The 11,630-nt window shown below is 54.7% G+C and carries 10 protein-coding genes and 2 rRNA genes; 5 read left to right on the top strand and 7 right to left on the bottom strand.

Annotated features, from left to right (window positions below):
* From P349_RS0124450 to P349_RS09555, 3 genes are all read left to right on the top strand, one after another.
* A 23S ribosomal RNA gene (locus P349_RS0124450) occupies positions 1–79 on the top strand; the annotation flags it as partial.
* A gap of 69 nt (positions 80–148) precedes the next feature.
* A 5S ribosomal RNA gene (gene rrf, locus P349_RS09550) occupies positions 149–264 on the top strand.
* 210 nt (positions 265–474) lie between these two features.
* Positions 475–1,770 carry an MFS transporter gene (locus tag P349_RS09555; RefSeq protein ID WP_024908610.1) on the top strand — a complete coding sequence of 432 codons (1,296 nt, stop codon included), beginning with the start codon at positions 475–477 and terminating at the stop codon, positions 1,768–1,770.
* Here P349_RS09555 and P349_RS09560 read toward each other — a convergent pair.
* From P349_RS09560 to trxC, 5 genes are all read right to left on the bottom strand, one after another.
* The gene (locus P349_RS09560; RefSeq protein WP_024908611.1) at positions 1,767–2,090 is read right to left on the bottom strand and encodes a YfiM family lipoprotein; all 324 of its coding nucleotides are present in this window, start codon (positions 2,088–2,090) and stop codon (positions 1,767–1,769) included. The two genes, P349_RS09555 and P349_RS09560, sit on opposite strands and share 4 nt — an antisense overlap.
* A gap of 45 nt (positions 2,091–2,135) precedes the next feature.
* Complete coding sequence (gene pssA, locus P349_RS09565) at positions 2,136–3,491, bottom strand: CDP-diacylglycerol--serine O-phosphatidyltransferase (protein WP_032648650.1); 1,356 nt, start codon at positions 3,489–3,491, stop codon at positions 2,136–2,138.
* A 110-nt stretch (positions 3,492–3,601) separates the two neighbouring features.
* Positions 3,602–6,265 carry a bifunctional acetate--CoA ligase family protein/GNAT family N-acetyltransferase gene (locus P349_RS09570; protein WP_032648652.1) on the bottom strand — a complete coding sequence of 888 codons (2,664 nt, stop codon included), beginning with the start codon at positions 6,263–6,265 and terminating at the stop codon, positions 3,602–3,604.
* A 35-nt stretch (positions 6,266–6,300) separates the two neighbouring features.
* Positions 6,301–6,999 carry a tRNA-uridine aminocarboxypropyltransferase gene (locus tag P349_RS09575; protein ID WP_032648653.1) on the bottom strand — a complete coding sequence of 233 codons (699 nt, stop codon included), beginning with the start codon at positions 6,997–6,999 and terminating at the stop codon, positions 6,301–6,303.
* A gap of 69 nt (positions 7,000–7,068) precedes the next feature.
* The gene (trxC, locus tag P349_RS09580; protein ID WP_024908614.1) at positions 7,069–7,488 is read right to left on the bottom strand and encodes a thioredoxin TrxC; all 420 of its coding nucleotides are present in this window, start codon (positions 7,486–7,488) and stop codon (positions 7,069–7,071) included.
* Positions 7,489–7,692: 204 nt separating this feature from the next.
* Between trxC and P349_RS09585 the strand changes: the two genes are divergently transcribed.
* Positions 7,693–8,823 carry a tRNA/rRNA methyltransferase gene (locus P349_RS09585; RefSeq protein WP_032648656.1) on the top strand — a complete coding sequence of 377 codons (1,131 nt, stop codon included), beginning with the start codon at positions 7,693–7,695 and terminating at the stop codon, positions 8,821–8,823.
* 40 nt (positions 8,824–8,863) lie between these two features.
* Here P349_RS09585 and ung read toward each other — a convergent pair whose 3' ends face one another.
* Positions 8,864–9,553 (bottom strand): uracil-DNA glycosylase, encoded by a 690-nt coding sequence (ung, locus tag P349_RS09590; RefSeq protein WP_023333064.1) that lies wholly within the window; start codon positions 9,551–9,553, stop codon positions 8,864–8,866.
* Between the two features lie 313 nt (positions 9,554–9,866).
* Between ung and grcA the strand changes: the two genes are divergently transcribed.
* A complete protein-coding gene (gene grcA, locus P349_RS09595; protein WP_008502190.1) occupies positions 9,867–10,250 on the top strand; it encodes an autonomous glycyl radical cofactor GrcA in 384 nt (127 codons plus the stop codon).
* 49 nt (positions 10,251–10,299) lie between these two features.
* Here grcA and srmB read toward each other — a convergent pair whose 3' ends face one another.
* Entirely contained in the window at positions 10,300–11,628 is a 1,329-nt protein-coding gene (srmB, locus tag P349_RS09600; protein ID WP_023344704.1) for an ATP-dependent RNA helicase SrmB, read from the bottom strand.
* Positions 11,629–11,630: the final 2 nt, after the last annotated feature.

Genomic DNA, 11,630 nt, shown 5'->3' with positions numbered 1-11,630 from the left:
ACGACGTTGATAGGTCGGGTGTGTAAGCGCAGCGATGCGTTGAGCTAACCGATACTAATGAACCGTGAGGCTTAACCTTACAACGCCGAAGGTGTTTTGGCGAAGAGACAGACACGATTTTCAGCCTGATACAGATTAACAGAATTTGCCTGGCGGCTTTAGCGCGGTGGTCCCACCTGACCCCATGCCGAACTCAGAAGTGAAACGCCGTAGCGCCGATGGTAGTGTGGGGTCTCCCCATGTGAGAGTAGGGAACTGCCAGGCATCAATTAAGAAGAACCCCGTACCGTAAGGTGCGGGGTTTTTTGCTTTGTGCTTTCCCACTCTGGCCTTTCTCCTAATCCCTTATCCTGCTAATGGAATGTGTGATCTCTGTCTCAATGTAATTTATAACAAAATTATAACATTTCATTTACGAGGTTGTTGAGTCTTCTGGCTCAATACGCCGCAGTTTATGGCAGGAGCATAATCACAATGACAGAAAGCATGACATCAAACGGGACGCTGGCTCACAGTGATACCCGAAGAAGGGTATGGGCAATCATCAGCGCCTCTTCAGGGAATCTGGTTGAATGGTTCGACTTTTACGTCTACTCATTCTGTTCACTCTACTTCGCACATATTTTCTTCCCATCCGGCAACACCACAACGCAACTGCTGCAAACGGCAGGAGTTTTCGCCGCAGGCTTCTTAATGCGGCCTATCGGGGGCTGGCTGTTCGGCCGCATAGCGGATCGTCGCGGACGAAAGGCCTCCATGCTGATCTCGGTCTGTATGATGTGCTTTGGCTCGCTGGTGATCGCCTGCTTACCGGGATATGAATCAATTGGTACCTGGGCACCGGCGCTACTTTTACTGGCCCGCTTGTTCCAGGGATTATCGGTGGGTGGTGAATACGGTACCAGTGCGACCTACATGAGTGAGATTGCACTGGAAGGCCGTAAAGGTTTTTACGCCTCATTCCAGTATGTCACGCTGATTGGTGGTCAGCTGCTGGCCATTCTTGTGGTGGTGATCCTGCAGCAGATTCTGACGGACGAACAACTTCATGCCTGGGGATGGCGAATTCCTTTCGCGATGGGCGCTGTACTGGCGGTCGTTGCACTTTGGCTACGCCGTCAGCTAGATGAAACCTCTCAGAAAGAGGTCAGGATGCTGAAGGAGGCGGGAACATTCAAAGGGTTATGGCGTAACCGCAAAGCTTTCCTTATGGTGCTCGGCTTTACGGCGGGCGGCTCTCTCAGTTTCTACACGTTCACCACCTATATGCAGAAGTACCTGGTGAACACTACCGGCATGCACGCAAATGTCGCCAGCGTAGTCATGACCGTTGCGCTGTTTGTCTTTATGCTCATACAACCCGTTATCGGTGCGCTCTCGGATAAAATCGGTCGACGTACGTCGATGCTGATTTTTGGCGGGCTGTCGGCATTATGTACCGTACCTATTCTGTCTGCCCTTCAGCATGTGACTTCGCCCTATGCCGCGTTTGCACTGGTGATGCTGGCGATGGTGATAGTCAGTTTCTATACCTCTATCAGCGGGATACTGAAAGCTGAAATGTTCCCGGCGCAGGTACGTGCTTTAGGGGTAGGGCTCTCTTATGCGGTGGCTAATGCGCTATTTGGCGGATCGGCGGAGTACGTTGCGTTGTCGCTTAAATCATGGGGAAGTGAAACGACATTCTTCTGGTACGTAACGATAATGGGTGCACTGGCCTTTGTTGTTTCCCTGATGCTGCATCGCAAAGGGAAAGGTATTCGACTTTAATAGCGCGCCATCTGCCACACGGCATAGCCGGTCGTTGCGCCGGCGACATCCCAGGCGAAATCTTTCCAGCTCCAGCCGCTCCCTGCGGGGCGGCTATCCCACAGTTCTTTTGATGCCCCAAGACCCACTGAGAACATCAGCCCTATCGCCGCGCTACGATCCCGGCTGTATCCCTGATGCTGCGCATATTCATTACCGGCTGCGGACAACATCGCAGAAGCGAGGAAATGCTGTGCTTTATCCTGTCCGGACCAGTTATCGTTGGCCATATGGCTACAGCCACTCAGGAAGAAGACGCTCAGTAACAGAGGAATACGCATCAACGGGCCCCATAAAAAAGCCCTGCGGGTGGCAGGGCCTGGATATTACAGAATACGACTGATAAGTCGGTCGATACGGATACGACGTAAGCGGCGGATAAGCTTGCGGACTTTCACCGGGTAATCGGCAATGCTCTGCAGTTCTCGGTAATGATTAACCACTGTCGTGTGGGTGCGAATCAGCTCCAGCTCACGTTCACGTTTTGCGGCTAACTCATGCTGCGGGTCATGGATCAGGATAGCGTTTTCCAGATCCAGTCGCCACGCGCGTGGGTTCAGGTTATTACCGGTCAGCAGCATCCACTCATCGTCGACCCACATTCCTTTCAGATGGTATGTGTTGTCTTCATCTTTCCAGAGACGCACAACCAGCTGGTCAGTATTGACGTAATACTGTAAACGGCTCAGGAAACGGCGCAGGTTAATCTCATAGAGATAAGGCAGCGCACCGATGATTTTGAACGGCTGATCTTCAGGAATGAAGAAGTCGTTTGCCGTTTTATCACCCACGATGATTTCCACTTTTTTACCGTCGCGCAGCAACTGAATGATATTACGCACCAGCACGGCAGGAAGGTTGAAGTACGGCGTACAGATGGTGAGTTTCTGTTCTGCGCACGGCATCAGATGGAAAATCGTTTTGTTCAGCAGGCTTGATTTGCCGAGCCCTACCAGCGGGGTAACGGATAACTCTTCGTTGTTCGCATCACCCTGGAAATGATAGACCGCATCACGCAGCTCCTGGCGGAAGGCGCGAACATCGTTTTTGATTTCCGGGCTTTTAGGACGCTCGGGATCGTCAAGGCGATTAACGCCGCGGCCATGGACCAGATTTTTATCAACCCAGTTGAACATGATATCGGCCATCTGCGGATTACGGATCAGATGGTAGCGGTCGTAGCGATATTTATCGAGCTGATGAAGGTAAACATCATTCAGACTTGCGCCGCTGTAAAGCACGCTGTCATCAATGATGAACCCCTTAAAATGAAGAACGCCGAGTGCTTCACGGGTATTCACCGGGACGCCATAAACAGGCACATCAACGCCAGGATTTTCCTGCGCCGTGCGGCAATACCAGTCGGCATTGGTGTTTGACGCGGCAGCGCCAATACGGCCACGCTGAGCGCGATGCCAGTCTACCAGTACGCGAATATCAAGTTCCGGCCGCTGACGTTTGGCTTCATAGAGCGCGTTCAGGATCGCGCGCCCGCCTTCATCCTGTTCAAGATAAAGCGCCACAATGCAAATGCGTCGCGTGGCGCTGGCAATCTTTTCCAGAAGCGTCTCCCGAAAATGAGCGGGAGCGTAAAAGAACTCTACATCATCAACTGACTGAGAAATCTTCGGTAGTTGAGCAAGGTGTTGTTGATGTTTATTACGCTTAAATTTTGACAACATCACAGTGCGTTTCTTCTCTGTTCATTGAAGGGTTGTCTGTACCATGCAAACAACATAAGCGGACAATGATACCACCAGTCCCGTCCAAAGTGGGTAACATTTCCAGTAGCTTACTCGCGTTTGTCTGCTGATGTCAGACTGAGGGACAAAGCCACAATACCTTCGTCCAGCTGAATATCAACGTCAAACCCAAGTTTTCGCGCCAGGGTCACCATACCGCGATTGTTAGGCATAGTAATGCCATTGAGGCGTAACAATCCGTGATCTCGCGTATAACTGATGAGTTTTTCCAGCAGCCGTCTTCCCAGACCCAGGCCTTTAAGATCGGAGCGCACCAGCACCGCAAACTCCGCATCGACGTTATCCGGGTCAGAAATCGCACGCGTGACGCCGAGGATCTCATCTCCCTTTTCGGAGCGGCGAACGGCAACAAACGCCATTTCTCGATCGTAGTCGATCTGGGTCATATTGGCTAAATCATCGTGGGTAAATTCGTTGATTTCGCTAAAATAGCGATAGTAAAGATCCTCTTTCGTGACCTGAGAGATAAAAGCCCGCAGCTGGGGCTCATCTTCCGGTAGGATAGGGCGGAACAAGGCGCGTTCCCCATTCTTCATCTCAACCCACTCCTCCAGCTGCAGGGGATACGGGCGGATCGCCAGACGGCTCTCTCTGTCTCCTTCGAAGGGTGCGATATCCAGGGTTACGTCCAGCGCCGTAAACTCATTGCCGGAGGCGAGCAGCGGATGAATGTCCAGCCGCTGGATCTCGGCACAATCCACAATCAGGTTAGAGACCTGCACCAGGAACTGACTTAGCCCGGCAATATCAAGCGGACGCAGCGCGCTCCGGCCACGGATCTTTTTACTTTTAATCGCCTGGATGATCAGATAACGCGCCAGGTTCATGTTCAGCGGCGGTAATGCGACCACGGCCTGCTCCTCCGGACGCCACTCCACGCCACCTTCTCCCAGCATGATGAGCGGGCCGAAGACGGGATCGTGTTCGACCACCACCCGTAATTCCTGAGCCCCAGCTCGGTTGGCCATGCTTTGCACCAGCAATCCGTGGATCCTTGCCTGCGGCCAGGCCATTTTGACCCGATCGAAAATGGCATCGGCGGCCTGCTGCACCTCAGTCGCCGTTCGCAGGTACAACATCACCCCCTGCACATCAGACTTATGCGGGATATCCGGAGAGCGCAGCTTCAGGGCAACCGGATAGCCAATTTGCTCGGCAATATGCACGGCCTCAGCGCTGTCGCTGGCGATCCAGGTCGGCAGGGTTTGCATCCCGTAGCTGCCCAGAATGGGCTGGACCTCATGCGTATCCAGCGACGTCGCGCCTTCTTCAATGGCTTGCTGCAAAAGCCGGTGAACGTCGACGGTGTTCGCCGTCAGATTCCCGGGCAAAGCCGGCGTCTCACGCAGCTGTTTCTGGTTGCGGCGATATTCCACCATATGCATAAAGGCGGTGATGGTGCCTTCCGGCGTGCGGTAGGTTGGCAGCCCGGCCTCGCTGAACAAGCGCCGAGCCTCCTGCGAAGAAAACTCACCGCACCAGTTGGTCAGCAGGGTGACATATTTGCCTCGTGGATGATTGTGCACGGCGTCAATGAGCGCGCGCGCGCTTTCGCTGCCAGGCGCGACCGCGCTGGGGGAGTGGATAATCATCAGCGCATCGAAATCCTGGCTATCCAGCAAAATGGAAATTGCCTTGATATAGCGCTCGCTGCTGGCATCATCGCGCAAATCAAGCGGATTGCCGGGCGTCACGCTGGTCGGAAGCGCGTCTTTCAGGCGCTGCAGCGTCTCTTCACTCAGCGTTGCCAGCTTGCCGAAGCGCCGCCACAGCTCATCCAGGGCGAGTGCCGCAGGGGCTGCACCGTTACTGACAATCATTAACTTCTCGCCGCGCAACGGGCGCATATGGCTTAAGGTCTCAACGGCGGAAAAAAGCTCGTGCGTATCCTGTACCCGCAGCAACCCCGCGCGCTGGATGGCGGCGTCCCAGGCGGGATCCATGCCGGAATGCGAATGCAGCAGACGCTGTGCCGCAGGGCTGCGTCCGCTTTTGATCACCAGGATCGGCTTATTGCGCGACGCGCTTCGCGAAGCCGAGACAAAACGACGCGCGTCGCTGAGGTGCTCAAGATAAAGCAGGATCGCACTGGTTTTACCGTCGCGCGCCAGAAAATCCAGGAGCTCATCAACGTCGATATCCAGACTGTCGCCAAGGGCAATGAAGTAGGAAAATCCCATTTCGCGCTGCTGCGCCCAGTCAAGGATGGTGTTCGATACCGCAGCCGACTGCGAGATAAACGCGAGTTTGCCTTTGCGGATCGGAACCGGAGAGAAACTGGCGTTCAGCCCCTGCCAGGGGGCGAGCAGGCCAAGACTGTTTGGCCCAAGAATGCGCATTTGATAGCGGCTGGCGCAGGCCAGAAGCTCGGCTTTCTGTTCAGGCGGAGACGAGAGAATAATGCAGGTTTTACAGCCTTTCTTGCCGAGCGATTCCAGCAGTTCCGGATTACGCTTCGCGTTTGTACAGAGTACGGCAAGATCCGGTACGAAAGGCAGGCTCTGTACATCGGGCCATGCAAGCACTCCCTGAACCGCCTTATACGCCGGCGTGACGGGCATGACGGGGCCATTAAACCCCCCGGCCAGCAGGTTACGCATCATCAGATAGCCAGCACGATCCGGTTTCATTGATGCGCCGATGACGGCAATGGATTTAGGACGAAGTAGCGCTTCTAACCCTCGCTGGCTCATGCAGGCCTCCTGTGAATGCAAGCGACCTGATGATTTTAAACGCTTTCCGTCTCGGCTGCTGTGACGCTGCCCTTATGAACGGTTTTTCCCGCCAGATAGCGCTCCCGGAAGCATGAGAAATGGTTGCCAAGAGCCCCAGCCGCAGCGGTATCTCCCGCTAAATCCAGAAGCGCAATGGCTACTTCAGCGGTGCAGTATTGCCCGTCAGCATGCGCTTCACGCAGGCGGTAGGCGGAGACGCGGGAAAGATCGACAGAAATCACCGGCAGTGCGTCGAGATACGGGCTTTTGCGAAACATTTTTCGCGCTTCGGTCCAGGTGCCGTCCAGCATAATAAACAGCGGTGGTTTACCGGATGGCGGCACTGAAAGCACCTGGCGATCCGCACCTGCGTACGACGCGGGGAAAACGACCATCGGCTGATAGTCCTTGCTTGCCACTAAATCGAGCAGGGCCTGAGGCGGCTCCGTGCGGGACCACTGAAACGCGGCGGTATCCGGCAGAATATCGGCGATAAGACGCCCCGTATTGCTGGGTTTCATCGGCTCGGTATCGAACATTACCAGACAAAAACGACTCTCCGCCGTACTCGGGGCCAGCGTCTCGCACAGACAAACCTTCAGCGGCAGCAGGCAGCGCTGACAGCGGCGAATACGGTTGCCTCGGGCGAGGAACGGTCGGGTAGCGCGCGCAAGGCGTTCGGCGCGTAATTGAAGAACAGCGTTATCAGTCATGGGCGAAATGCAGGAAAAACACTATTTTCGCAGAGGCGGGAGCGGGGCACAAGATGTGCCCCGTGAATGTTAAAGCGACTCGTTTAACCAGCTTTCAAAAGGTGCTTTTGGAACCGCACCGTTAAGCATATCGATCACTTCACCATTTTTGAAAATCATGATGGTCGGGATGCTGCGAATACGAAAACGGGCGCTCAGTTCGGGTTCGGCTTCGGTATTGACCTTCACGAAGCGTATTTTTCCGCTGCGCTCTTCGGCCACGTCTTCGAAGATTGGCGCGAAGCTACGGCATGGGCCGCACCATGGCGCCCAGAAATCGATCACGACAGGAAGATCGTCCTTGAGGAGTTTGTCCAGCGTAGCACCCGTCGCGTTAATGACCTCGCCATCAAATAATTCATGGCCACAACGTCCGCATTTCGCACCATCTTCCATCCGATCGTCCGGAATGCGGTTAAGAGCCTGACAGTTGGCACATACGGTATTCATAACTAACCTCTGATAGAGCCGTGGGACAGCGGCAGAACGCCGATAATGTTTCTAATATGTTACATATTATCAATGAGCCTGTTTGAAACAACAATGCGTTTTATTCAATGAGAACAATAGTCACAGGCTTTTGTACGAAATTATGGCTATGCGCTGGCACATCGGGTAATCTGCGCGCTTCGCGCAGCGCTGGTGGAGAAAAGCATGAACGACGAAATGAAAAACAAAAGCGGCAAGGTCAAAGTGATGTATGTCCGCAGTGATGATGACTCTGATAAACGCACCCAAAATCCGCGTACCGGAAAAGGTGGCGGGCGTCCGGCGTCTTCTCGTGCAGACGGTGGCCGTCGCCCCGCCCGCGATGACAGAAATTCCCGCGGTGATGACCGCAAACGTGACGATCGCAAACGCGATGACCGTCCGCGTTCCGACCGCCCACGTAGTGACCGTCCACGCGACGATCGTCCGCGTGATGACTTCTCACGCGATAACGGCTCCCCGTGGCGCACCGTTTCTCGCGCCCCTGGCGATGAGACGCCGGAAAAAGCCGATCACGGCGGTATCAGCGGTAAAAGCTTTATCGATCCGGAAGTGCTGCGCCGTCAGCGTGCGGAAGAGACCCGCGTGTACGGCGAGAATGCTTGCCAGGCGCTGTTCCAGAGCCGTCCTGAGTGTATCGTCCGCGCCTGGTTCATCCAGAGCGTGACTCCGCGCTTTAAAGAAGCGCTGCGCTGGATGGCCGCGAACCGTAAAGCCTACCACGTTGTGGATGATGCCGAGCTGACCAAAGCCTCCGGTACTGAACACCACGGCGGCGTCTGCTTCCTGATCAAAAAACGTAACGGCACGACCGTACAGCAGTGGGTCAGCCAGGCGGATGCCGATGACTGCGTGCTGGCGCTGGAAGATGTGGGTAACCCGCACAACCTGGGCGCAATGATGCGCAGCTGCGCGCACTTTGGCGTGAAAGGCGTGCTGTTGCAGGATGCCGCGCTGCTGGAGTCCGGCGCCGCGATCCGTACTGCGGAAGGCGGAGCCGAGCACGTACAGCCGATCACCGGCGACAGCGTGCTGGATGCTCTTGAGCAGTTCCGTAAAGCGGGTTATTCCATCGTGACCACCTCGAGCCATGCCGGTACGCCGCTGTTTAAAGCGACGCTGCCGCGTAAAATGGTGCTGGTATTAGGTCAGGAACGTGATGGTCTGTCTGACGCGGCGCTCTCGAGTGCGGATTTGAGCGTCTCTATCGACGGAACAGGCAACGTGGAAAGTCTGAACGTATCCGTTGCGACCGGCGTGCTGCTGGCCGAGTGGTGGCGTCAGAACAAAGCGTAAGCCTCTTATTGTGCCGGGTCTGACCCGGCACATTCAAATACTACTCGCTCTCTGCCGGTAACACAGGCATCCAGTCAATCGGCGTTTCGCCACGTTTTTCCAGCCATTCATTCGCCAGAACAAAATGATTACTGCCAAAGAAACCGCGATGTGCAGACAGCGGTGACGGGTGCGGTGCTTTCAACACGTGATGACGCTGACGGTCAATAATCGCCCCTTTCTTCTGCGCATGCGATCCCCAGAGTAAAAACACAACCCCTTCACGATGCTCGTTGATAAGGCTGATGACTTTATCGGTAAAGGTCTCCCACCCAAGGCTGGCGTGCGAGTGCGCCTGGCCCGCCCGTACGGTAAGCACCGTATTCAGTAACAGCACGCCCTGACGCGCCCAGCTTTCCAGGTAGCCGTGGTTTGGCCGGGTAAAACCGGGCACGGTTCCCTCAAGCTCTTTATACATGTTGAGCAGAGAAGGGGGGATAGCCACGCCCGGACGGACGGAAAACGCCAGCCCATGCGCCTGGCCCGGGCCGTGATAGGGATCCTGGCCCAGAATGACCACTTTCACATCGCTCAGTTCGGTGTAGCGAAAGGCGTTGAACACATCTTTCTGCGGCGGGTAAATCGTCTGTCCGGACTGACGCTCAGCGGCAACGGTGCTGAGCGTATTGATAAAATAAGGCTGCTGTTTTTCTTCTGCCAGCACGTCATGCCAGGTTAAAGGTGTTGTCATCTCGCTCTCCTGCGAATCTCAATCTGTGACTAGCTTACCTGTTTAACCCCGGTGAGCAAAATTACACGCTGAAATGTGCGCTAAGTGGCTAAATTTATTTTGAAAAGATGCAGTACAAGTTGAATTGGTAAGGTTGTGAAATTGATCTAAAACAATAAATTTAAACCACACTCTTTATATGGTTGGTGTTTTTGTTGATTTAAATCAATAAATCACCGGAGTGTGAATGATATATATACACACAAGAAACAATGGTTTTACCAATTGGCCGCGAGAGGCCGACATCAGTTAATGTAGCCTAGGGAGGCAACACATGATTACAGGTATCCAGATTACTAAAGCTGCAAATGACGATCTGCTCAATTCTTTCTGGCTGCTGGACAGCGAGAAAAACGAAGCGCGCTGTGTCGTTGCGAAAGCGGGTTTTGCTGAAGATGAAATCGTGCCGGTGAGCAAACTGGGCGAAATCGAGTACCGTGAAATTCCAATGGAAGTGAAACCGGAAGTGCGCGTCGAAGGTGGTCAGCACCTGAACGTAAACGTACTGCGCCGCGAAACGCTGATGGATGCGGTTGAGCACCCTGAAAAATACCCACAGCTGACTATCCGCGTGTCCGGCTATGCGGTTCGCTTTAACTCACTGACTCCAGAACAGCAGCGCGACGTTATCGCCCGTACCTTTACTGAAAGCCTGTAACGGCTTCAGCAGGGGGGAATAAAAAAGCCGGGGATTTCCCCGGCTTTTTTTACTCTTCAGTTTTCGTCTCTGGTGCGGCAGAGCTTGGCTTACGGCGCTTACCAATATTTTTGGTATCGCGGTGGCGCTGCTTCACGCGCGGTTTCTCTTTTTCTTTCTCTTTTCTCTCAGCGCGTTTCGCGAGCGCTTTCTTGGACGGTTTACCCGTCATTTTTTCACTCGGCGCACGTGTGGTTGGGCGCAAGCCGTCAATAACGCGCGCTTTCAGCGGCTCGTCAACATAGCGGCCAATTTTCTGCAGCAGCAGGTAGTCATGTGCTTCAACCAGTGAGATAGCAATACCTTTGCGGCCCGCGCGGCCGGTACGCCCAATACGGTGCAGGTAGGTATCGCCGCTGCGCGGCATATCGAAGTTAATGACGTGGCTGACGTCCGGGATGTCGATCCCGCGAGCGGCAACGTCTGTGGCAACCAGCACGTTAACGCGGCCATCGGTCAGGCGCTTGATGCCTTCGGTACGCTTGATCTGCGCCATCTCGCCTTCAAGATAGCAGTTGTTGATCCCGGCGTTACGCAGCATTTCAGCCAGCTCGTGCACGCGCTCGCGCTTACGCACAAATACGATTGTGCGCAGCGCATCTTCCTGCTTCAGCAGGTGTTTCAGCAATTCGACCTTGTGTTCAAGGTTGTCCGCGCGGTAGTACCACTGGTGGATCTTCTTACGCTCACGGGTGGACGGCGTAGCCGACACTTCCACCGGATCTTCCAGCAGACGCTCTGCGAAGTCTTTGATTGCTTCCCCTTCGAGGGTGGCAGAGAACAGCATCGTCTGGTTACGCCAGCGTGTTTCCCCGGCAATGTGCTCGATATCCTGTGCGAAGCCCATGTCCAGCATGCGGTCGGCTTCGTCGAGGATCAGCGTTTCAACCGCGCGGCAGTCGAAGTTCTCTTCTTTAATGTACTGCAGCAGGCGGCCCGTCGTCGCAACGACGATGTCCTGGTTTTCGCTGAACACTTCGGCGTGGTTCATGTACGCGACGCCGCCGGTAATGGTGGCGATATCCAGATGGGTATTTGCCGCAAGTTCACGCGCGTGATCGGCAACCTGCATGGCCAGTTCGCGCGTAGGCGTCAGGATTAAAATACGCGGCGGGCCAGATTTTTTACGTGGAAAGTCGAGCAGATGCTGCAACACAGGCAGCAAATAGGCTGCTGTCTTCCCCGTGCCGGTTGGCGCAGAACCGAGTACATCGCGGCCCTCAAGCGCAGGCGGAATGGCCGCTGCCTGAATGGCGGTCGGGCGTGTAAAGCCTTTGCTCTCAAGTGCATTGAGCAGGCTTTCATCGAGTTCAAGTTCGGAAAAAGTCGTTACAGTCATGT

Source organism: Enterobacter sp. DC4 (assembly GCF_000568095.1).
Taxonomy (GTDB): Bacteria; Pseudomonadota; Gammaproteobacteria; order Enterobacterales; family Enterobacteriaceae; genus Enterobacter; species Enterobacter pseudoroggenkampii.
This window is presented reverse-complemented; position numbering and strand designations above follow the sequence as displayed.

Bases quoted from the DNA above. Each gene is read 5' to 3' on its own strand.
- P349_RS09555 (WP_024908610.1), top strand. From the start codon at position 475: ATGACAGAAAGCATGACATCAAACGGGACGCTGGCTCACAGTGATACC.
- P349_RS09560 (WP_024908611.1), bottom strand. From the start codon at position 2,090: ATGCGTATTCCTCTGTTACTGAGCGTCTTCTTCCTGAGTGGCTGTAGC.
- pssA (WP_032648650.1), bottom strand. From the start codon at position 3,491: ATGTTGTCAAAATTTAAGCGTAATAAACATCAACAACACCTTGCTCAA.
- P349_RS09570 (WP_032648652.1), bottom strand. From the start codon at position 6,265: ATGAGCCAGCGAGGGTTAGAAGCGCTACTTCGTCCTAAATCCATTGCC.
- P349_RS09575 (WP_032648653.1), bottom strand. From the start codon at position 6,999: ATGACTGATAACGCTGTTCTTCAATTACGCGCCGAACGCCTTGCGCGC.
- trxC (WP_024908614.1), bottom strand. From the start codon at position 7,488: ATGAATACCGTATGTGCCAACTGTCAGGCTCTTAACCGCATTCCGGAC.
- P349_RS09585 (WP_032648656.1), top strand. From the start codon at position 7,693: ATGAACGACGAAATGAAAAACAAAAGCGGCAAGGTCAAAGTGATGTAT.
- ung (WP_023333064.1), bottom strand. From the start codon at position 9,553: ATGACAACACCTTTAACCTGGCATGACGTGCTGGCAGAAGAAAAACAG.
- grcA (WP_008502190.1), top strand. From the start codon at position 9,867: ATGATTACAGGTATCCAGATTACTAAAGCTGCAAATGACGATCTGCTC.
- srmB (WP_023344704.1), bottom strand. From the start codon at position 11,628: ATGACTGTAACGACTTTTTCCGAACTTGAACTCGATGAAAGCCTGCTC.